Source organism: Herbaspirillum frisingense (assembly GCF_047325095.1).
Lineage (GTDB): Bacteria > Pseudomonadota > Gammaproteobacteria > Burkholderiales > Burkholderiaceae_D > Herbaspirillum > Herbaspirillum frisingense.
Genome location: NZ_CP168558.1, coordinates 1444012 through 1464217 on the forward strand (window position 1 = coordinate 1444012; position 20206 = coordinate 1464217).

Consider the following 20206-nt stretch of genomic DNA (forward strand, 5'->3'; position numbering starts at 1 on the left):
GGAGGCGAGGCCGGCGGTGGACGGGTTCAGGCGCGGTGATACGGGTGGTTCTGCGTAATCGACCACGCGCGGTACAGTTGCTCGGCCAGCATCACGCGCACCATGCCATGCGGCAAGGTCATGCTGGAGATGCGGATGAGCGTGTCGGCGCCGGCCTTGAAGCCGGGATCGAGCCCATCGGCACCGCCGATGACGAAGGCCACGTCGCGGCCATTCTGCTGCCACTGGACCAGTTGCTGCGACAACTGTACCGAGGTCCAGTCGCGTCCGCGCTCGTCCAGCGCAATCACGCGCGCGCCCTTGGGCAGCGCGGCTTCGATCTTTTCGCGTTCCTGTGCCATCACGGTCTCGGCCGTGCGGCTGCCGGAGCGTTCGACGGGTTTGATTTCCTTCAGGATGATCCGGCATTCCGGTGGCATGCGCTTGGCATACTCCTGGAAGCCGGTCTCGATCCACGCCGGCATCTTGTGGCCGACGGCAGCAATCACCAGTTGCATCAAGCCTTGCTGGTGCGCTTGGCGGCCGGCTTCTTGGCGGTCTCGCTCTTGGCGGGCGCCACGCGCACGGTCTTGCCGGTCGGGGTCTTGGGGGCAGCGGTTCTGCTACGGGTGGTCGCAGCCTTGGGCGCGGCGGTCTTGCTGCCGGCAGCGGTGCGGGTGGTGGTGGTCTTGGCGGCGGTGGTCTTGGTGCCGGTAGTGCGCGTGGTCTTGGTGGCAGCAGTCTTGGCACCGGTAGCGCCCGTGGTACGGGTGGTACGGGTCGTGCCGGCTGCAGCGCGGGTGCCGGTGGTGGTGCTGGTCGAGGTGGCGCGCGGCTTGCGGGCCGGCTTCTTCGGTGCATCCTCGTCGTCGTCCAGGGCCTGGCTGGCTTCGACCGCTTCGGCCTGGGCACGCGTACGGCGGATCTTGGGGGCCGGCTCCTCGTCGGCGGCAGCGCGCTTGGCGGAGGCCGAGGTACCGGTGCGCTTGGCCGCGCCCAGCTTGACTTCCTTGTCGCCCCAGATTTCTTCCAGGCGGTAGTAGGTGCGGATGGCCGGCTGCATGATGTGCACGATCATGTCACCCAGGTCGACCAGCACCCATTCGCCGGTGTCTTCGCCTTCGATGCTCACGACGTTGCCGCCCTTGGCCTTGACCTTGTCGCGCACCGAGGCGGCCAGCGCCTTGGTCTGGCGGTTCGAGGTACCGGAGGCGATCGCCACGCGGTCGAACAGGCTGGTCAGGTGGGTGGTGTCATAGATGCGGATTTCTTGCGCCTTGACGTCTTCCAGAGCGTCCACGACCAGGGTTTGCAGTTTTTTGATGTCCATTATTGAGTTCGGTACAGATGTTGTTGTTCGATATAGTCTAGCACCCTGCCCGGGATCAGCGAATCGGGTCGGATGCCGCGTTGCAGCTGGGCACGGATTTCAGTCGACGAGATATCGACCGCCAGCCCGAGGGCCAGGTAGCCGTATCCGTGCGTGGTGCTGCGGATCTCTTGCGGCGCAGCGTTGCGCCGCTTGAATTCTTCCCTCACGGCCGGCGGCACGTGGGCGTCGGCCAGCTCGAAGCCGGGCCGGGAGGCGGCACACAGGTGCGCCAGTTCAAACAGTTCCTGCCAGTGCTGCCAGGTGTCCAGGTGCTGCAGCTGGTCGGCGCCCATCAGGAACACGATGGACACCTCCGGCCCCAGTTCGGCACGCAGGGCGCGCAGGGTATCGATGGTATAGGTCGCGCTGGCGCGGCGGATTTCCTGCTCATCGATGACCACCGGCACCCGCTGGCGATCGAAGGCCAGGCGCACCATCTCCACCCGGTCCGCCGGCGCGGCTTGTAGACCGTGCTTTTGCCACGGGTTGCCGGTGGGAATGACGCGCAATTCGTCCGGATGCAGCAGGTCCACGAAGTGCTCGGCCAGCTTGACATGCCCATTGTGGACAGGATCGAAGCTGCCGCCAAGCACGGCAATGCAGCGCTGCGCCGCGGGCGGCGCCATTACAGCCATTCCTTGTGGACCAGGAAGTCCGAATACAGTGCGGCCTCCGGGCTGCCGGCTTCCGGGTGCCAGTCATAGCGCCATTTCACCAGCGGCGGCATGGACATCAGGATGGATTCGGTACGGCCTCCCGACTGCAGCCCGAACAGGGTGCCACGGTCGAAGACCAGGTTGAACTCCACGTAGCGTCCGCGGCGATAGGCCTGGAAGTCACGCTCGCGTTCGCCATAGGGCGTCTCGCGGCGAGCCGCCACGATGGGCAGGTAGGCCTCCAGGAAGGCGTCCCCCACACTGCGCTGCATGGCAAAGGCCTGCTCGAAGGGCAGGGCGTTGAAATCGTCGAAGAAGATGCCACCCACGCCACGCGGCTCCTTGCGGTGCTTCAGGTAGAAATACTCATCGCACCAGGTCTTGAAGCGCGGGTACAGATCGTCGCCGTATGGCTGCAGCGCATCGCGACAGGTGCGGTGGAAATGGCGGGCGTCATCCTCGACCCCGTAGTAGGGCGTCAGGTCCATACCGCCGCCGAACCACCAGACCGCTTCTTCTCCCTCTGCATGGGTGGTGAAGAAGCGCACGTTCATGTGCACCGTCGGGATATAGGGATTGCGCGGATGCAGCACCAGCGACACCCCCATGGCTTCCCAGGCACGGCCGGCCAGCTGCGGGCGGTTGGCGGCTGCCGACGGCGGCAGGTTCTTGCCCATCACGTGCGAAAAGCCTACGCCGCCGCGCTCCAGCAGGTTTCCTTCTTCCAGCAGGCGCGACGTGCCGCCGCCGCCTTCCGGACGTTCCCACGAATCCGACAGGAAGGCCTTGCCATCGGCGGCTTCCAGGGCCGCGACGATGCGCTGTTGCAGGTCTTGCAGGTAGGCCTTGACGGCGGCGGTGTGGGTGGAGGCGTTGGAATGGGTGGTCACGGCGGGTCGCTCTGGTGCACGGTTACTGGGCGGAAATGCGTTCCAACCCGCGATTGTACCTTGCCCGCCCCTTCGTGGGGCGGCAAAAGCCGGTCCGTCGGGCGCCACGGACCGGCGGTGTGGGGCGTTAGCCTCAGGTTTGCGGTGGTTGCGCCAGCGGCACGGCCACCTGGTAGGTAGCGGGTGCCGGCCAGCCTTCCTTCAGGCAGACCTCGGCGATGGCATTCTGCACATCGGTATAGACCTGGCCGAAATTGGGTGTCGGGGCATGTACGCGCAGGGCGATCAGGGTGCCGGTGGCGTTGAATTCCTGGATCACGATGCCCGGTGCCGGCGTCTGCAGCACATTGGGAATGGCCTTGATGCGCTCGGTCAGCTTGGCGATGGCCACCTGGGGATCGACGCTGTAGGCAATCTGGCAACGCAGGTCGGTGCGGCGCGTGGCATTGACGTTGTAGTTGATGATGTTTTCCGAGAACAGCTTGTTGTTGCCGATGATCACGCGCAGGTTGTTGTCGGTGGTGATGATGGTGGTCACCAGGCCGATGTCGGAAACCGTTCCGGTCTGCCCGGCGGCGGTGATGTAGTCGCCCACCTTGAAGGGACGCAGCACCACCAGGAAGATGCCGGCCGCGAAGTTCGACAGCAGGCCCGACCAGGCCACGCCCAGCGCCACGCCGACCGCGCCGATCATGGCGGCAAAGGAGGTGGTGGGAATGCCGCAGACTTCCAGGATGCCCATCACCAGCAGGATGCGCAGGATCACGTGCATGGCCGAGCTGGCGTAGTTGATCAGGGTGGTCTCGAACTGGCGCGCGGTCAGCACCCGGCGCACCACCTTGGACAGGGTGTTGATGAACATGCCGCCGATGATCCAGATGGCGATGGCGGCGATGACCTTCAGGCCGAATGGCACCAGGTAGAGGTTGATGAGGGTGTCGAAGTTGAGCAGGTGTTCAGGCATCGGGGCTTCCTTTTCTTCGGTGGTGGCGTGTCGTGCTTAGTCTGCCGGCATGGGCTTTTGTTGCAGTCGGCGGGTAGCTCGCATGAAGCATAAAGCGACTGTCCCCCGCAACACACCGGGCGTTGCGGGGGACAGTGGGTCGTACGGTGTTCGGCTTAGCGCTTCAGGGCGCGCCAGCCGATGTCGCGGCGCATCTGCGAGCCGGCGAAGTGGATCAGGTCGGCGGCATCGTAGGCGTGCTTCTGCGCGACCTTCACGCTGTCACCCAGGCCCACCACGCACAGCACGCGGCCGCCCGAGGTGGTCAGCTTGTCGCCGGTCAGGGTGGTGCCGGCGTGGAAGGTCACGCAATCGACGGTTTCGGCCGGGATGTCGGTGATCAGGTCGCCACGGCGCGGTTCTTCCGGATAACCGTGGGCGGCCATCACCACGCCCAGCGCGGTGCGGCGATCCCATTCCAGCTCGACCTTGTCCAGCGTGCCGGTCACAGCGTGTTCGAACACCGTCAGCAGATCGGTCTTCAGGCGCGCCATGATGGGCTGGGTTTCAGGGTCGCCCATGCGGCAGTTGAATTCCAGCGTCTTGGGGTTGCCTTCGGCGTCGATCATCAGGCCGGCATACAGGAAGCCGGAGAAGGGGATGCCATCCTTGGCCATGCCCTGCACGGTCGGCACGATGATTTCGCGCATCACGCGGGCATGCAGCGCCGGAGTCACGATGGGGGCAGGGGAGTAGGCACCCATGCCGCCGGTATTGGGACCCTGGTCGTTGTCCTGCAGGCGCTTGTGGTCCTGGCTGGTGGCCAGCGGCAGGATGTTCTTGCCGTCCACCATGACGATGAAGGAAGCCTCTTCGCCGGCCAGGAATTCCTCGATCACCACGCGTGCGCCGGCATCGCCCAGCTTGTTGTCGGAGAGCATCATGTCCACCGCCGAATGCGCTTCTTCCAGCGTCATGGCGACCACCACGCCCTTGCCGGCGGCCAGGCCGTCGGCCTTGATGACGATGGGGGCGCCCTTCTTGGCGATGTAGTCATGCGCGGCCGCGACGTCCGAGAAGGTCTGGTACTCGGCAGTGGGAATGGCGTGGCGCTGCATGAAGGCCTTGGCGAAGTCCTTGGAGCTTTCCAGTTGCGCCGCTTCCTTGGTGGGGCCGAAGATCTTCAGGCCACGGGCGCGGAAGACGTTGACGATGCCGGCTGCCAGCGGGCCTTCCGGGCCGACCACGGTCAGCGCCACGTGTTCCTGCTCGACGAAGTCGGCCAGGGCCACCGGATCGGTGATGGCGATGTTCTGCAGGCGCTCGTCGAGTGCGGTGCCACCGTTGCCGGGAGCGACGTAGACCGTCTGGATGCGCGGCGACTTGGCGATGGCCCAGGCCAGCGCATGTTCACGGCCACCGGAGCCAACAACTAGGATTTTCATGGGATAGGGAGGTAAAAGTGGCGAATGGGCAAAATGGGCAAAAGCGGAGAATTATTCTTCGATCACGGCGTTGGTATAGAGCTCCTGGGTGTCGTCCAGGTTCTCCAGCGCATCCAGCAGTTTCTGCATCCTGACGCCGTCTTCGCCTGCGAACACGGTTTCGGTGGCAGGCTTCATGGTGATCTCGGCGACTTCGGCCTTGAAGCCGGCGGCTTCCATGGCGGCCTTGACGGCGGCGAAGTCGTTGGGCGCGGTCAGCACTTCGATGCCGCCTTCCTCGTCGGTGACCACATCTTCGGCGCCGGCTTCCAGGGCCGCTTCCATGATGGCGTTCTCGTCAGTGCCGGGGGCGTACATCAGCTGGCCGCAGTGCTTGAAGAGGAAGGCCACCGAGCCTTCGGTCCCCATGTTGCCGCCGAACTTGGAGAAGGCGTGGCGTACTTCGGCCACGGTGCGCACGCGGTTGTCGGTCATGCAATCGACGATGATGGCCGCGCCGTTGATGCCGTAGCCCTCATAGCGCACTTCCTCGTAGTTCACGCCGTCCAGGGCGCCGGTGCCGCGCTGGATGGCACGGGTCACGTTGTCCTTGGGCATGTTGGCGTCGGAGGCGCGGTCCACCGCCAGGCGCAGGCGCGGGTTGGCGTCCGGGTCGCCGCCACCCATGCGGGCAGCCACGGTGATTTCCTTGATCAGGCGGGTCCAGATACGACCACGCCTTTCGTCCTGACGGCCTTTACGGTGCTGAATATTGGCCCATTTGCTGTGTCCAGCCATGTTGAATCTTCCTGCAAGATGGTGAGGGCAGAACCGTCCCTGTGCGGCAATCCGTGATGATCGGCAGGCGCTGCGGCAGGGCCGGCAGGCGCGGACGACGGATCGGCGCGGACGGGGACAAGGTTCGGACAGGACCGATAATGCTTTCCTGCCGCCATGTTCTGACTATAATCGGGCGGGCATTTTACCATACCGCCTCCCCCGTGATTTTTGCCTTCGAAGCCGAGTTGACATGAATAATCCCCTTCCCATCGCCACCCATTCCGGCGGGCAACTGTGCCTGTTGCCGCAACTGGCCAATCGCCACGGCTGCATTACCGGCGCCACCGGCACCGGCAAGACGGTGACCCTGCAGGTGCTGGCCCAGGCGCTGTCCGATATCGGCGTGCCGGTGTTCATGGCCGACGTCAAGGGTGACCTGTCCGGCCTGGGCAAGGCCGGCAGTGCTTCGCCCAAGACCACCGCGCGCCTGGCCCAGCTGGGCCTGCCCGAACCGGCCTGGGCCGCCGCCCCGGTCGCCTTCTGGGATGTCTACGGCGAAAAGGGCCATCCGGTACGCGCCACCATCTCCGACATGGGGCCGCTGATGCTGGCCCGCATGCTCAACCTGAACGATACCCAGCAGGGCGTGCTGCAACTGGTGTTCAAGATCGCCGACGACCATGGCCTGCTGCTGCTCGACACCAAGGACCTGCGCGCCATGCTGCAGCATGTGGGCGAGAACGCGGCGCAGTTCAAGACCGAATACGGCAACATCTCGGCCGCCAGCGTGGGCGCCATCCAGCGTGGCCTGATCGCCATCGACGAGCAGGGCGGCGACCAGTTCTTCGGTGAACCGATGCTCAATATCGAGGACTGGATGCAGACCGACGCCCAGGGGCGCGGCATCATCAACATCCTGGCTGCGGACCGGCTCATGAACGCGCCGCGCCTGTATTCCACCTTCCTGCTGTGGATGCTCTCGGAGCTGTTCGAACACCTGCCCGAAGTGGGCGACCTGGACAAGCCCAAGATGGCCTTCTTCTTCGACGAAGCCCACCTGCTCTTCGACGAAGCCCCCAAGCCACTCCTGCAGAAGATCGAACAGGTGGTGCGCCTGATCCGCTCCAAGGGCGTGGGCGTCTATTTCGTCACGCAGAACCCGCTGGACATTCCCGACACCGTGCTGGGCCAGCTCGGCAACCGCGTGCAGCACGCCCTGCGCGCCTATACCCCGCGCGACCAGAAGGCCGTCACGGCGGCGGCCGAGACCTTCCGTCCCAATCCCATGCTCAATACCGCCAAGGCCATCACCGAGCTGGGCGTGGGCGAGGCGCTGGTGTCCTTCCTGGATGAAAAGGGCCGGCCCAACGTGGTCGAGCGCGGCTATGTGCTGACCCCGGCTTCGCAGATCGGCCCGGTCACCGATGACGAACGCCGGGCGCTGATCGCGTCGTCGCTGGTGGCCGGCGTCTATGAACAGGTGATCGACCGCGAATCGGCCTATGAGCGCCTCAAGGGCCGCGCCGTGCAGCAACCGCAAGCCGCCCCGCAAGCCTCGCCCCAAACAGCCCCGGCCCCTGCTCCCGCCGCTCCGGTGGACGACAACGCCTGGGGGGCGTCAGCCGGCCGCAGCGCGCCGTCGCCGACGACGTCATCGCGTCCCGCCGGGGGCACCCGCATGTCGCCCCGCCAGCCGCAGCCACAGCAGCAACCGGCCCCGCAACAGGACGACGGCGGCGGCCTGGGCGATCTGTTGAAGGATGCCGCCGGCGGCATCTTCGGTAATGGCGGTGGCGGCAATCGCCGCAGCGATTCGCCCCTGCAGGCGATGGTCAAGTCGGCCGCCCGCAGCATCGGTTCGCAGGTCGGTCGCGAACTCATTCGCGGCGTACTGGGTTCGCTGATGAAGAAGCGCTGATGCGATCGCGCCCGACCGTCCCCGGCGGAGGGCGGGCGCAGGCATTACAATCGCGGCCATGACAGCCGCCACCTCCCACTCCACGCCGCGCCAGGTTTTCCTGGGCGGCCTCCTGCTCGCCATCGTCGGCGCCATCTTCTTTTCCGCCAAGGCCATCGTGGCCAAGCTGATGTACCGCTACCAGGTCGATGCGGTCATGGTGATCACGCTGCGCATGCTCTTTTCCTTCCCCATGTTCGCCGTCGTGGCGATCTGGAAGGCCCGCACCCAGCCGCCGCTGGCGCGGGCCGACTACCTGCGCATCGTGGTGCTGGGGCTGATGGGCTACTACCTGTCGAGCTTCCTCGACTTCCTCGGCCTGCAATATATCTCGGCCGGGCTGGAACGGCTGATCCTGTTCCTCACGCCGTCCTTCGTGATGCTGATCGCCTTTTTCTTCTTCAAGCGCAAGGTCGGGTGGATCGAATGGGCGGCCTTGCTGGTGTCCTACTTCGGTACCGTGCTGGTGTTGCAGCACGACCTGCATACCGGTGGCAGCGATGTCCTCCTCGGCAGTGCCCTGGTACTGGGCTCGGCCTTCAGCTATTCGATCTACCTGATTTCCTCCGGCGAACTGGTGCGCCGGGTTGGCGCGATGCGACTGGTGGCCTATGCCATGTGCGTCTCCAGCGTGGCCTGCGTGATCCAGTTCTTCGTGCTGCGGGCACCGGCCGAGCTGTTCACGCAGGTAGCCCCGGTGTACCAGCTTTCACTTTTCAATGCGGTGTTCTGCACGGTATTGCCGGTATTCCTGACCATGGTGGCGGTGGCCCGCATCGGCGCGCCCACGGCGGCGCAGGCCGGCCTGGTCGGGCCGGTATCCACGCTCTTCATGGGAGCGGCGCTGCTGGACGAACCCATCACCGGCATCCAGCTGGTCGGCACCGCGCTGGTGCTGGCCGGCATGTGGCTGCTGTCGCGCAAGAAGCGCTAAGGCGTTCTATACTGCCCCACCGGAACTGAAGTTCCAGACATACCGCTCACCGAAAATCAAGGAGACCCAGATGGCAAAAGCAATCCGCATGAGCAAGACCGGCGGCCCCGAGGTGATGGAATACGTGGACGTCGAAGTCGGCCAGCCCGGGCGGGGCGAAGTCCGCATCCGCCACGCCGCCGTCGGCCTGAACTTCATCGATTGCTATTTCCGCTCCGGTCTCTATCCGCAACCGTTGCCTGCCGGCCTGGGCCAGGAGGGCGCCGGCACCATCGAAGAACTGGGCGCCGGCGTGACCGGCTTCCAGGTCGGTGACCGGGTGGCCTATGCCGGGCGCCCCAACGGCGCTTATGCCGAAGAGCGCGTGATGCCGGCCGATATCCTGGTCAAGCTGCCCGACGCGATCAGCTTCGACACGGCTGCGGCCATGATGCTGCAGGGCATGACCGTGCAATACCTGCTGCGCCAGACCTATGCGCTGCAACCGGGCGACACCATCCTGTTCCATGCCGCCGCCGGCGGCATCGGCCTGATCGCCTGCCAGTGGGCCCGTGCGCTGGGCGTGAATCTGATCGGTACCGTCAGCAGCGAGGAGAAGGCGGCCCTGGCCAAACAGCACGGCGCGGCCCATGTGATCAACTACAAGACCGAAAACTTCGTCGAACGCGTCAAGGACATCACCGGCGGGCGTGGCGTGCAGGTGGTGTATGACTCCATCGGCAAGGACACTTTCATCGGCTCCCTGGATTGCCTGCGTCCACGCGGCATGATGGTCAGTTTCGGCAATGCCTCCGGTCCGGTGGCGCCGTTCGGGGTGTCCGAACTGGCTTCGCGTGGCTCGTTGTTCCTGACCCGGCCTTCGCTGGGCAACTACACCTCCACCCGCGCCGAACTGGACGCCACCGCCGGCGACCTGTTCGACATGGTCCAAAGCAACAAGATCAGCATCGAGATCAACCAGCGCTACGCCTTGAAGGACGTGGCCCAGGCCCATGCCGACCTGGAGGGGCGCAAGACCACCGGCTCCACCATCCTGATCCCCTGATCCGCCATCTCACCGACCAGGAGCCGCCATGGACCAGCCTCGCCACGATCCCGGCAGCCGCAATCCCATGGATCATCCGCCCGAGCAGGAGAGCGGCGCCGACGGCTCGCCCAAGTTCGGGCGGCTGTTGGCGGTGCTGATCTGTGCGGTACTGCTGATCGTCGTCATCACCTTCGCGAGCGAAGCCTACTTTTCATAGCGAACTCGAAATTCTTCGGTGTGAATCTCGCAAGATATCCATAAATCACATCAACAATGCGCCAATAGCGCATTTCTTCCCGTCTTGATCGTCAAATGCAGCCTCTGCGCCCGCGCGAATATTCGCGTCGGCGCCGTCAGGGGCGAACATTTTGACGGGAGTGGGAGATGGGATGGAAATGGCACCGGGGCCGCTATAGCGGCGCACCCGGTTATCCGTGGCGGATCTGGGGCCTGGTCCTGTTGCTGTGCGCAGGTGCGGTGGCAGCTGCGCCGGGCAATATGGGCAGCAGCGGCAGCGCAATCACCCGGACCAGCGCACACGGCGTTCCCGGGGTCAGCGAGACCGAGATCATCCTCGGCCAGTCGGCGCCGTTTTCCGGTCCGGCCGGCGAGCTTGGACGGGATTTCCAGGAGGGGGCGCAAAGCTACTTTGCCCGGGTCAATGCGCGTGGCGGCGTTTACGGCCGTCGCGTCAGGCTGCTGAGCCTGGACGATCGCTACGAACCCGAGCGGGCACTGGCCAATACCCAGCAACTGATCTGGCGCGACAAGGTGTTCGCCCTGTTCGGCTACTCCGGCACGCCCACGGTACTGGCGGCATTGCCGGTCATCCGCGAGGCCGGCATTCCCCTGTTTGCACCGCTGTCGGGCTCGTCTGCGCTGCGCCAGCCCTTCAATCGCCTGCTCTTCCACATCCGTGCCAGCTACGTCCAGGAGACCGAATTCCTGCTACGCCAGTTGAAGAGCACCGGTCGCCGCCGTGTGGCGGTGTTCTACCAGAACGACGAACTCGGCAAGGGCCTGCTGGATATCCTGCGCCAGCGTGTGCCGCTCTACGGCCTCACGCTGGTGGGCAGCGCCGGTATCGAACGCAACAGTGATGCCGTGGCTGCGGCGGCTGCCGAGCTGGCCCGGGCGCGGCCCGACGTGGTGATCCAGGTGGTGTCCTACCAGCCAGCGGCGGCCATGATCAACCGCATGCGCGCTGGTGGTTACCTGGGCGGGTTCTCGCACTATTCCTTCGTCGGTAGCACCTCCCTGTCGGCGCGCCTGAAAAACGCCGGCGTCGGCGCCGAGGTCACCCAGGTCGTGCCCTTTCCCAACAAGGCCCGCCTGCGCATCGTCTACGAATACCAGCAGGCCATGGCCCATACCCCCGGGATCGACTGCAACTTTACCGGCCTGGAAGGCTATATCGCCGCCCGCGCCCTGGTGGAAGGTCTGCGTCGCGCCGGCCGCGATCTCACCCGCGAAGGCCTGATCCGGGCGCTGGAGAGCATCGCCCCGGCCAACTACGACGGTGGTGGCTTCAGCCTGCATTTCACCCCGACCGACCACAGCGGCTCGGATTTCGTCGACCTGACCGCCATCGGCGCGGGCGGACGCTTCATCAACTAGCCGCCCCAGCCCACAGGGCCGGGGCGGGTTTGCGCTACACTGCAGCCTTCGGCCGATCCGGCCTTCTCTCATCCGCCTCAAGGATTTGCCGTGACTGCTAGCCGCTATGCCACGCTTGCCGCTGCTCCATATTCGGGCGTGGCGCTGATCGCCGCCTGCTCGGCAGGCTTCCTGTGGGGGACTGGCGCGCTGGTGGTCAATATCCTGATCGCCCGCTACGGCTTCGCCCCGGGCGATATCTCCTTCTGGCGCTTCGCCGTCGGCGCGATCTTCCTGTGCCTGATCTTCGGCACCCGCATCCACCTGCCCACCTTGCGTACGCTGCTCGTGCCGGTGGTGCTGGCCGGCGCCACCATGGCCGGTTACGTGCTGTGCTGGTTCCTCGGCATCGAACGCATCGGCGCGGCGATTCCGACCTTGATTGCGCTCTGCCTGCCGCCGGGCTTTTCCACCCTGATCGCGCTGGCGCGCGGGCAGGAGCGGCTGGACCTGTCACTGGCGGTGATCCTGACCGCCGCCCTGGGCGGCACCGTGCTGATCGTCGCCCGTCATGGCGGGATGGGGGAGGCCGGTCAGGCTGACCTCATCATCGGCCTGCTGTGCTCGGTGGCCTCGGCGCTGCTCTATACCGGCTTCACGCTGGTCAGCGGGCGTCTGTCATCAGCCCTGGGCGCCGGGCAGGCGGCCACCTGCCTGACCGTGGTGGCCGCGCTGGTGATGGGCCTGACGACTCTCGCGCGTCCCCTGCAGTGGCCGTCCGGCATTCCTCCGCAAGCCTGGTTCCTCTATCTCGGGGTAGTCACGGCGGCGCTGGCACTGCTGGTCTTCAGCTGGGGCGCGGCGCGCCTCACACCCACTGCCTTGACGGTGGCCACCCTGATCGAACCGCTGACCGCGGTCGTGCTCTCCGCGCTGCTGCTGGGTGAACGACTGGGCGCCAGTCAATGGGCCGGCGGCGTGCTGCTGCTGTTGAGCATCTGGGGACTGGGGCGGAGGCTGTCGCGTCCCACCCCATCAGAGCAAACCTAGTCGACCGGCTGCCCGTCCTTGTCCACCTTGATGCGGATGCGGCGCGTCACGCCACTCGGGCCGGGGAAGTCCTCGAAGGCCGAGCGCACCATGTAGGGCATGGCCGCCGCCAGTCCGGCGCGATTGCCTTCGCTGTCTACCACCACGTCGAACAGTTTCCTGCCGTCGGCCACATTGCTGATGCCGATCTGCAGCCGCCTCAGGAAGACCGGGTAGCTGGTGGTCTGCATGGGGCCGCCATACCAGAACGGATCATAGAATGGACCGTAGGGACCATAGAAGCCGAACGGCCGTGGCCCGAAGCGTCCCCAGCCCGGTGCCGGGCCGTAGAAGAAGGGATCGTAGGCCGGCCGGCTGACCACCACCTGCTCGGTATTGATGCCGTAGCTGAAGCTGACGTTGAGCTGGGCCTGTTTCGGCTGGGCCGCTTCGGTAAAGCCCAGGAACTGCAGTTCCTGGCGGATCAGGCCGGCGTAGTTCTGGTATTCCAGGTCGTTTTCCTGTGCCGGGGTGGGGGCGAAGGCATAAGCCTTGTCGTTGTCGGCCGGGGACCAGGCGTGGAAGGAGGTGACATTGCTCTCGATCACCGAGGCGCAACCGGACAGCAGCAGACCCGCCGCCGCGATGAAGGGGTAAAGCCAGCGTTTCATGAAGATGCTCCAGTGGAAAAGGCCAGGCGCCGGGCGGATGGCTAGGCTCTCTGCGGACGCCAGGTCAATGACCAGGGCCGCCGGGAAGCAGTAGGACAAGGGGCCGGGACTTTCTATCCCGGGCGCACCGTCCGGCCGCTTCCTGCGCAGTGCTGCCCCATCCTGGGGCGTGCGCCACGGTCGCTATTGTAGTGCCGCCGTGCTGCCTTGGCGAACCATGGCGGTCGGCGGTGGTCTTTCACCGGACGCGTCCCCGATTCCCGGCTGGTTTTTCAGCCCGTTTTCAGGCCGATAGCATCCGCGTGATGCGGGATGATTGGTAAAATCGGGTTTTTGCTGCACCTGATTTAGATTGCGACTGTCGTCGCCTTCATCTCACCTCATCTCCATTATCTCCATTTCCACTCTGGACAGGCCTCCATGCGCACCGATACGCCTCAGACGATCTACCGTAAAGACTACGCCGCTCCCAACTATCTGGCCGACACCGTCGAGATGGGCTTCGACCTCGATCCCGCCGACACCCGCGTGGCCACCCGTCTCACGATGACCCGCAACCCGGCCGCCAAGGGCCGCGACCTCGTGCTCTTCGGCGAGGAACTGGTACTGGTGGCCCTGCGCCTGAACGGCAAGACGCTCTCGCAAGACAAGGGGGATTTCCGCATTGCCGCCGGCGTGCTGACCATCCCCGCCGCACCGGCCAGCGTGGAACTGGAAATCGAGACCCTGATCCACCCGGACCGCAACACCTCGCTCATGGGCCTGTATGTGTCCAATGGCAATTTCTTCACCCAGTGCGAAGCCGAGGGCTTCCGCAAGATCACCTATTTCCCTGACCGTCCGGATGTGATGGCCCGGTTCACCGTCATGCTGCGCGCCGACAAGGCCCGCTACCCGGTGCTGCTGTCCAACGGCAACCTGATCGAAGAGGGCGCCCTGCCCGATGGCCGCCACTACGCCAAGTGGGAAGACCCGTTCAAGAAGCCGTCCTATCTCTTCGCCCTGGTGGCCGGCCAGCTGGTCTGCCAGGAAGAAACCGTCCGCCTGCATTCCGGCCGCGACGCGCTGCTGCAGGTGTGGGTGGAAGAGGGCAACCTGGACAAGACCCAGCACGCCATGGATTCGCTCAAGAACAGCATCGACTGGGACGTCGAACGCTTCGGCCTGGACCTGGACCTGGAGCGCTTCATGATCGTCGCGGTGGGCGACTTCAACATGGGCGCCATGGAAAACAAGGGCTTGAACATCTTCAACACCAAGTTCGTGCTGGCCAACCCGCGCATTGCCACCGATGTGGATTTCGCCAACATCGAAGCGGTGGTCGGCCACGAATACTTCCACAACTGGACCGGCAACCGCGTCACCTGCCGAGACTGGTTCCAGCTCTCGCTGAAGGAAGGCCTGACCGTCTTCCGTGACCAGGAATTCTCGGCCGACATGATCGGCAGCGACAGCGGCCGCGCCGTCAAGCGCATCGACGACGTGCGCGTGCTGCGCCAGGCGCAGTTCCCGGAAGACGCCGGCCCCATGGCGCATCCGGTGCGCCCCGACTCCTACGTGGAAATCAACAATTTCTACACCGTCACCGTCTATGAAAAGGGCGCCGAAGTGGTGCGCATGTACCAGACCCTGCTGGGCCGCGAGGGCTTCCGCAAGGGCATGGACCTGTACTTCGAACGGCACGACGGCCAGGCCGTCACCTGCGACGATTTCCGCGCCGCCATGGCCGACGCCAATGGCCGCGACCTTTCCCAGTTCGAGCGCTGGTACAGCCAGGCCGGCACGCCGCTGCTGCAAGCCGCCGCCGACTACGATGCCAAGCGCAAGACCCTGACACTGACCCTGGAGCAAAGCTGCCCGGCCACGCCCGGCCAGAAGAAGAAACAGCCCTTCCACATCCCCGTGGCCGTCGGCCTGCTGGACGCCCAGGGCCGCGACCTGGCACTGACCCTGGAGGGGGAAAAGAAAGCCGGTGCCACCACCCGCGTACTGGAACTGACCAAGGCCAAGCAAAGCTTCCGCTTCATCAATGTCGACCAGAAGCCGGTGCCTTCGCTGCTGCGCGGCTTCTCCGCACCGGTGGTGCTGCAGTTCGACTATAGTGATGCCGAGCTGGCCTTCCTGATGGCCCACGACAGCGACGCCTTCAACCGCTGGGAAGCCGGCCAGCGCCTGGCTACCCGGCGCCTGCTGAACCTCACCGTGGCCGTGCAGGCGGCACGCCAGTCCGGTCATGTGGTGGCGGTCGACACCGTGCTCAACAACCTGCAACATGATGGCGCCCTGGCCGATGCCCTGCGCGCCACCCTGCAGGACGAATCGCTGGACCCGGCCTTCCGCGAACTGGTACTGACCCTGCCGTCGGAGACCATGATCGCCGAGCAGATGGAAGTCATCGACCCGCACGCCATCCACGTGGCGCGCCAGTTCCTGCGCCGCTCGCTGGCGCGCGAACTGCGCGACGAGCTGCTGGCCGTCTACCGCCGCCACCAGACGCCGGGTGCCTACAGCCCGGATGCCGCCTCTGCCGGCCGTCGTGCACTCAAGAACGTGGCCCTGTCCTACCTGGCCGAACTGGATGACGAAGAGGCCATGGCCCTGGCCCGCCAACAGGACGAGGATGCCAACAACATGACCGACCGCCTGGCCGCGCTGTCGGCCATCCTCAACAGCGCTGCACCCGGCAAGAGCGAGGCACTGCAGCGCTTCTATACCGAGTTCGAGCAGGAAGCCTTGGTCATCGACAAGTGGTTCACGCTGCAGGCCACGGCCCGCAATGCCGACGTCAACACCGTGCGCACCCTGACCGAACACCCGGCCTTCACCCTGAAGAACCCCAATCGCGCCCGCAGCCTGATCTTCAGCTTCTGCAACGGCAATCCGTCCGCCTTCCATGCACTGGATGGCAACGGCTATGCCTTCTGGGCCGAGCAGGTCATCGCCCTCAATGGCAGCAATCCGCAGGTCGCAGCGCGCCTGGCGCGCAGCCTGGACCGCTGGCGCAAGTACACCCCGGCGCTGCAGGAAAAGATGCGTCTGGCCCTGCAGCAGGTGGCAGGCACGCCGAAGCTGTCGCGCGACGTGGCCGAAGTCATCACCAAGGCGCTGGCCGATTGATCACCGGAAAAGATGATTCGACGATCTTTTATTTCCCTCATTCATAAATCATAAAACCACCCACAAGGAAGACCATCATGAAACGCATCAGCCTCACGCAACACCTGATCGAGCAGCAGCGCCTGCACAACAAGATTCCGTCCGAACTGCGCCTGTTGATCGAAGTCGTCGGTCGCGCCTGCAAGTCGATCTCGCATGCCGTCGGCAAGGGTGCGCTGGGCGAAGTGCTGGGCAGCGCCGGCAGCGAAAACGTGCAAGGCGAAGTGCAGAAGAAGCTGGATGTGATTTCCAATGAAATCCTGCTGGAAGCCAATGAGTGGGGCGGTCACCTGGCAGCCATGGCCTCCGAGGAAATGGAGACCATCCACCGCATCCCCAACCGCTACCCAAAGGGCGAATACCTGTTGATGTTCGATCCGCTGGACGGCTCCTCCAACATCGACGTCAACGTCTCCATCGGCACCATCTTCTCCGTGCTGAAGGCACCCGACGGCATGACCGAGCCGAGCGAGCAGGACTTCATGCAGCCCGGCACCAAACAGGTCGCTGCCGGCTACGCCGTGTATGGCCCGCAGACCGTGCTGGTACTGACCACCGGCGACGGCGTGCACTGCTTCACGCTGGACCGTGAAATGGGCGCCTGGGTGCTGACCCAGAAGGACATCCGTATTCCTGAAGACACCAAGGAATTCGCCATCAACGCCTCCAACGAGCGTCACTGGTTCCCGCCGGTCAAGCGCTACGTGGATGAAATGCTGGCCGGCACCACCGGTCCGCGCGGCAAGGATTTCAACATGCGCTGGATCGCCTCCATGGTGGCCGACGTGCATCGCATCCTCAATCGCGGCGGCATCTTCATGTACCCGGCCGACGCCCGCGAACCCGGCAAGCCGGGCAAGCTGCGTCTGATGTACGAAGCCAACCCGATGGCCTTCATCGTCGAACAGGCCGGTGGTGCCGCCACCGATGGTCAACAGCGCATCATGGATATCCAGCCGGAAAAGCTGCACCAGCGCGTAGCGGTGTTCCTGGGTTCCAAGAACGAAGTCGACCGCGTCACCTCCTACCACCAGCAGTAAGTACTGATGCTGGCCCCGGCCAGCATCAGTCAGCTGATACGGGGGCCGGCGCAGGCATACCCGCCTGCGCCATGCGTACCTGATTGCGGCCGCCGCGCTTGGCTTCATAGAGCGCGGCATCGGCCCGCCCCAGCAGTTCTTCCACCGAGCGCGAAGCGCCCTCCAGCAGATCCAGCGCACACACACCGGCGCTGACCGTCACCACGCCTACCGGATTGCCACGATGCCCCAGGTCCAGCGCCTGGATGCCGGCGCGTATCTTCTCGGCCACCACCACGGCGCCCTCGGCATCGGTCTCGGGCAGGAGCATGACCATTTCCTCACCACCGTAGCGCGCCGCCAGATCCCCCGGGCGCCGCTGGCGCTCCTTCAGGACCAGGGCGATGCGACGCAGGCATTCATCGCCGGCCTGGTGGCCATACAGGTCGTTGTACTGCTTGAAGAAATCGACATCGATCATCACCAGCGACAGGGCCGCGCCGCTGCGCGTGGCACGCCGGAATTCGGCATCCAGCACCATGTCCAGGTGGCGCCGGTTGGCCAGGGTGGTCAGGCCATCCTGATGCGCCAGCAACTCCAGCTGCTTGTTGGCCTGGCGCAGTTCACCCATGGCCTGCAGGGCACGGTCCTCGGCGGCCAGGCGTAGCTCGATCTGGCCGATCAGGCGCCAGCCGAACATGGCAATGATCAACAGCAGCAGCGACACGGCCGCCCCATAGACGATGGTTTGCTGGCGCCAGTCGGCCAGGGCTTCGTCGCGCGCGATGGTGACTGTCACCACCAGCGGGAATGCCTGCACCGATTGGTAGGACAGGTAGCGATAGGTGTCGTCCAGCGGCGAGAGGATTTCCGCGTGACCACTGGCCGGGCCGCTGAGCAACTGACGGATGCTGGTATCTGCCGTGATGTCGCGGCCAATGTAGTCGGCCTCGAAGGGCTGGCGCGTGAGTACCGTGCCCGGACGCAGCACCAGCAGGATGGAACTGCTCTTGCCGATATCCACCGTCTGGTACAGCGCGTTGAAGTGGTCCACCCGCAGGGTCGCCAGCAATACGCCGGCAAAGCTGCCGTCGGGGTGGTTCAGCCGGCGCGACATGGGTATGATCCAGTTGCCGGTACTGCGGCTGACCAGGGTCGCACTGATGTGGGGTTCGCTGTCCTCGTGGTCGCGATGGTAGATGAAGTAGGCGCGGTCGGCATTGTTGGCATCAGCCGGCCGTGGTGTGGATGAACTGGCCATGCGATTGCCGGCGGCATCGTAGATGTAGAGCCCGTCCAGCTGCGGCATTTCCTTGGACAGCTGGCGCAGCAGGGGGGACATGCCACGGGTGTGGGCGGGGTCCACGCCGGTTTCGTAGATGCGGTCGCTGATGTTGATCAGGGAGCCATGGGTCGCCTGGAACACGTCATAGGCATGACGCGCCAGCGCCTTGGCGATATTGCCGGAATAGATGCGGGTGTTTTCCACCTGGGCCAGACGGGCACTCAGGCTTTGCCAGGTATGGCCGGCGGCGATGGCAATGCAGATCAGGATCACGAAAAGTCGCGCCCGGCGCGCCACCGAATGGCGCGCAACCCGTCCCGCCTTTGCCAATATGGGCCGCATGTAAAGTCTCTCCCCTCCCGGCGGCACTTTCCCCGCGCAGGGGAGGCCGTTTTGAGCAGTATAAGGAGAAGGCGGGCGGCACCGCGTCGCGATCAGTCCACGAAAACGCCCTCAATTCAACGGCTGGGACGGCAGCGCCGGCCGCCGCATCAGCCGCACGCTGTGCAAGGCCGTCAGCAGCACCGACAGCCAGATCGGGCCATAGGTCCCAAGCTGCGAGAGGTGCAGCGATTCGCCCAGCACCGCCATGGCCACCAGCACCAGCAGCACCGGTTCCACATAGCCCAGGATGCCGAACAGGCCCATCGGCAGCAGTTTTCCGGCGCGCAGGTAGCTGGTCAGGGCGATCATGCTGATCACGCCCAGCCCCGGGATCAGCAGCCACATGGACGGGGTCCGCACGGTGGCCGCCAGAGAGGCGCTCATGAGCACGGCGACCAGGGACGGCAGCGCCAGCACCATCAGCTCCACCGCAAAGATCAGCAGGGAGTCCAGCCTGATGCGCCGACGCAGGATGAAGTAGGGCGGATAGCCGAGCGCCACGGCCAACGTCGGCCAGGAAAAGGCACGCGTCATCCACAGTTCGTGCGCAACGCCGATGCATGCACATAGCACCGCCAGGCGCTGCAGCAGGTTCATCTTCTCGCCGTAGTAGAAGCGTCCCACCAACACCATCGACAGCGGTAGCAGGAAGTAGCCGAGCGAGACCTCCAGCGCCCGCCCGTTCACCGACGCCCACAGGAACAGCCATTGCTGCAGGGCCAGCAAGGCCGCCATCGCCAGTGTCACCAGACAGGTGCCGGGACGCCCCAGCAACTGCGCCACGGCCGCCCGCAGCCGCGGCAGCTCGCCGCGCCAGGCCAGCAGGCCGATCACGGTCAAGAGGGTGCCGAGGATGCGCCAGGCAAAGATGTCGGTGCCGTCCAGCGGGGCCAGCAGGCGGGTATAACCGGAGAGGAAGGCGAACAGCGCGGACGCCAGCACGGACAAGCCGATGCCACGGCCGATTTCTTGAGGATTCATTGCAAGACCAGAGGACGGCCCGCGCCAGGGAAAGGCGCCGGCAAAAGCGCGATTCTACGGCATGCCGTGGCGCTGCGCGGGTCTCACAATGAAAAGCCCCGGCCGAGGCCGGGGCGATGGTGC

The 20206-nt window shown here is 65.2% G+C and carries 18 protein-coding genes; 8 read left to right on the top strand and 10 right to left on the bottom strand.

All coding sequences use genetic code 11. The features are described from left to right. Positions 1 to 26: 26 nt before the first annotated feature. From rlmH to ACEOAC_RS06695, 7 genes are all read right to left on the bottom strand, one after another. On the bottom strand, positions 27 to 497 hold the full coding sequence (gene rlmH, locus ACEOAC_RS06665; RefSeq protein WP_413445181.1) for a 23S rRNA (pseudouridine(1915)-N(3))-methyltransferase RlmH: 471 nt from the start codon (positions 495 to 497) through the stop codon (positions 27 to 29). After that, positions 497 to 1309 carry a ribosome silencing factor gene (gene rsfS, locus ACEOAC_RS06670; protein ID WP_413628753.1) on the bottom strand — a complete coding sequence of 271 codons (813 nt, stop codon included), beginning with the start codon at positions 1307 to 1309 and terminating at the stop codon, positions 497 to 499. The genes rlmH and rsfS overlap by 1 nt, the downstream gene beginning before the upstream one ends. Further along, the gene (locus tag ACEOAC_RS06675) at positions 1309 to 1977 is read right to left on the bottom strand and encodes a nicotinate-nucleotide adenylyltransferase (RefSeq protein WP_006464670.1); all 669 of its coding nucleotides are present in this window, start codon (positions 1975 to 1977) and stop codon (positions 1309 to 1311) included. The genes rsfS and ACEOAC_RS06675 overlap by 1 nt, the downstream gene beginning before the upstream one ends. Further along, positions 1977 to 2897, bottom strand: coding sequence for an oxygen-dependent coproporphyrinogen oxidase (gene hemF, locus ACEOAC_RS06680; RefSeq protein WP_006464671.1), 921 nt, complete (start codon positions 2895 to 2897; stop codon positions 1977 to 1979). Before hemF ends, ACEOAC_RS06675 begins: the two co-directional genes overlap by 1 nt. 133 nt (positions 2898 to 3030) lie before the next feature. Continuing rightward, the gene (locus ACEOAC_RS06685; RefSeq protein ID WP_077237522.1) at positions 3031 to 3861 is read right to left on the bottom strand and encodes a mechanosensitive ion channel family protein; all 831 of its coding nucleotides are present in this window, start codon (positions 3859 to 3861) and stop codon (positions 3031 to 3033) included. 155 nt (positions 3862 to 4016) lie between these two features. Continuing rightward, a complete protein-coding gene (gene purD, locus ACEOAC_RS06690) occupies positions 4017 to 5285 on the bottom strand; it encodes a phosphoribosylamine--glycine ligase (RefSeq protein WP_006464673.1) in 1269 nt (422 codons plus the stop codon). Positions 5286 to 5336: 51 nt separating this feature from the next. Beyond that, entirely contained in the window at positions 5337 to 6062 is a 726-nt protein-coding gene (locus ACEOAC_RS06695) for a YebC/PmpR family DNA-binding transcriptional regulator (RefSeq protein ID WP_006464674.1), read from the bottom strand. 232 nt (positions 6063 to 6294) lie between these two features. Here ACEOAC_RS06695 and ACEOAC_RS06700 point away from each other — a divergent pair, with 232 nt between their 5' ends. From ACEOAC_RS06700 to ACEOAC_RS06725, 6 genes are all read left to right on the top strand, one after another. Beyond that, positions 6295 to 7962: a helicase HerA-like C-terminal domain-containing protein gene (locus ACEOAC_RS06700; RefSeq protein WP_413628754.1), complete on the top strand. Its 1668-nt coding sequence runs from the start codon at positions 6295 to 6297 to the stop codon at positions 7960 to 7962. 58 nt (positions 7963 to 8020) lie between these two features. Next, positions 8021 to 8935, top strand: coding sequence for a DMT family transporter (locus tag ACEOAC_RS06705; RefSeq protein ID WP_006464676.1), 915 nt, complete (start codon positions 8021 to 8023; stop codon positions 8933 to 8935). Between the two features lie 70 nt (positions 8936 to 9005). Next, positions 9006 to 9980 carry a quinone oxidoreductase family protein gene (locus tag ACEOAC_RS06710; protein WP_413443534.1) on the top strand — a complete coding sequence of 325 codons (975 nt, stop codon included), beginning with the start codon at positions 9006 to 9008 and terminating at the stop codon, positions 9978 to 9980. Between the two features lie 28 nt (positions 9981 to 10008). Continuing rightward, complete coding sequence (locus ACEOAC_RS06715) at positions 10009 to 10179, top strand: hypothetical protein (protein ID WP_166758259.1); 171 nt, start codon at positions 10009 to 10011, stop codon at positions 10177 to 10179. A gap of 167 nt (positions 10180 to 10346) precedes the next feature. Next, a complete protein-coding gene (locus ACEOAC_RS06720) occupies positions 10347 to 11579 on the top strand; it encodes an ABC transporter substrate-binding protein (protein ID WP_241812090.1) in 1233 nt (410 codons plus the stop codon). A gap of 90 nt (positions 11580 to 11669) precedes the next feature. Beyond that, positions 11670 to 12608: a DMT family transporter gene (locus tag ACEOAC_RS06725; protein ID WP_413443535.1), complete on the top strand. Its 939-nt coding sequence runs from the start codon at positions 11670 to 11672 to the stop codon at positions 12606 to 12608. Here ACEOAC_RS06725 and ACEOAC_RS06730 read toward each other — a convergent pair. Further along, positions 12605 to 13258 carry a DUF4136 domain-containing protein gene (locus tag ACEOAC_RS06730; protein ID WP_413443536.1) on the bottom strand — a complete coding sequence of 218 codons (654 nt, stop codon included), beginning with the start codon at positions 13256 to 13258 and terminating at the stop codon, positions 12605 to 12607. The genes ACEOAC_RS06725 and ACEOAC_RS06730 overlap by 4 nt on opposite strands. A gap of 420 nt (positions 13259 to 13678) precedes the next feature. On the opposite strand from ACEOAC_RS06730, the gene pepN reads away from it, so the two are divergent. Beyond that, entirely contained in the window at positions 13679 to 16375 is a 2697-nt protein-coding gene (gene pepN, locus ACEOAC_RS06735) for an aminopeptidase N (RefSeq protein ID WP_413443537.1), read from the top strand. A 77-nt stretch (positions 16376 to 16452) separates the two neighbouring features. Beyond that, positions 16453 to 17454 (top strand): class 1 fructose-bisphosphatase, encoded by a 1002-nt coding sequence (locus tag ACEOAC_RS06740; RefSeq protein ID WP_006464683.1) that lies wholly within the window; start codon positions 16453 to 16455, stop codon positions 17452 to 17454. Positions 17455 to 17479: 25 nt separating this feature from the next. Here the strand turns inward: ACEOAC_RS06740 and ACEOAC_RS06745 are convergent, their stop codons facing one another. Both ACEOAC_RS06745 and rarD read right to left on the bottom strand, forming a co-directional pair. After that, positions 17480 to 19060, bottom strand: a complete 1581-nt coding sequence (locus tag ACEOAC_RS06745; protein ID WP_413443538.1) for a diguanylate cyclase — start codon at positions 19058 to 19060, stop codon at positions 17480 to 17482. Positions 19061 to 19171: 111 nt separating this feature from the next. Then, positions 19172 to 20083, bottom strand: a complete 912-nt coding sequence (gene rarD / locus ACEOAC_RS06750; RefSeq protein WP_241812086.1) for an EamA family transporter RarD — start codon at positions 20081 to 20083, stop codon at positions 19172 to 19174. Positions 20084 to 20206: the final 123 nt, after the last annotated feature.

Bases quoted from the DNA above. Each gene is read 5' to 3' on its own strand.
- rlmH (WP_413445181.1), bottom strand. From the start codon at position 497: ATGCAACTGGTGATTGCTGCCGTCGGCCACAAGATGCCGGCGTGGATC.
- rsfS (WP_413628753.1), bottom strand. From the start codon at position 1,309: ATGGACATCAAAAAACTGCAAACCCTGGTCGTGGACGCTCTGGAAGAC.
- ACEOAC_RS06675 (WP_006464670.1), bottom strand. From the start codon at position 1,977: ATGGCGCCGCCCGCGGCGCAGCGCTGCATTGCCGTGCTTGGCGGCAGC.
- ACEOAC_RS06685 (WP_077237522.1), bottom strand. From the start codon at position 3,861: ATGCCTGAACACCTGCTCAACTTCGACACCCTCATCAACCTCTACCTG.
- purD (WP_006464673.1), bottom strand. From the start codon at position 5,285: ATGAAAATCCTAGTTGTTGGCTCCGGTGGCCGTGAACATGCGCTGGCC.
- ACEOAC_RS06695 (WP_006464674.1), bottom strand. From the start codon at position 6,062: ATGGCTGGACACAGCAAATGGGCCAATATTCAGCACCGTAAAGGCCGT.
- ACEOAC_RS06700 (WP_413628754.1), top strand. From the start codon at position 6,295: ATGAATAATCCCCTTCCCATCGCCACCCATTCCGGCGGGCAACTGTGC.
- ACEOAC_RS06705 (WP_006464676.1), top strand. From the start codon at position 8,021: ATGACAGCCGCCACCTCCCACTCCACGCCGCGCCAGGTTTTCCTGGGC.
- ACEOAC_RS06710 (WP_413443534.1), top strand. From the start codon at position 9,006: ATGGCAAAAGCAATCCGCATGAGCAAGACCGGCGGCCCCGAGGTGATG.
- ACEOAC_RS06715 (WP_166758259.1), top strand. From the start codon at position 10,009: ATGGACCAGCCTCGCCACGATCCCGGCAGCCGCAATCCCATGGATCAT.
- ACEOAC_RS06720 (WP_241812090.1), top strand. From the start codon at position 10,347: ATGGGATGGAAATGGCACCGGGGCCGCTATAGCGGCGCACCCGGTTAT.
- ACEOAC_RS06730 (WP_413443536.1), bottom strand. From the start codon at position 13,258: ATGAAACGCTGGCTTTACCCCTTCATCGCGGCGGCGGGTCTGCTGCTG.
- pepN (WP_413443537.1), top strand. From the start codon at position 13,679: ATGCGCACCGATACGCCTCAGACGATCTACCGTAAAGACTACGCCGCT.
- ACEOAC_RS06740 (WP_006464683.1), top strand. From the start codon at position 16,453: ATGAAACGCATCAGCCTCACGCAACACCTGATCGAGCAGCAGCGCCTG.
- ACEOAC_RS06745 (WP_413443538.1), bottom strand. From the start codon at position 19,060: ATGCGGCCCATATTGGCAAAGGCGGGACGGGTTGCGCGCCATTCGGTG.
- rarD (WP_241812086.1), bottom strand. From the start codon at position 20,083: ATGAATCCTCAAGAAATCGGCCGTGGCATCGGCTTGTCCGTGCTGGCG.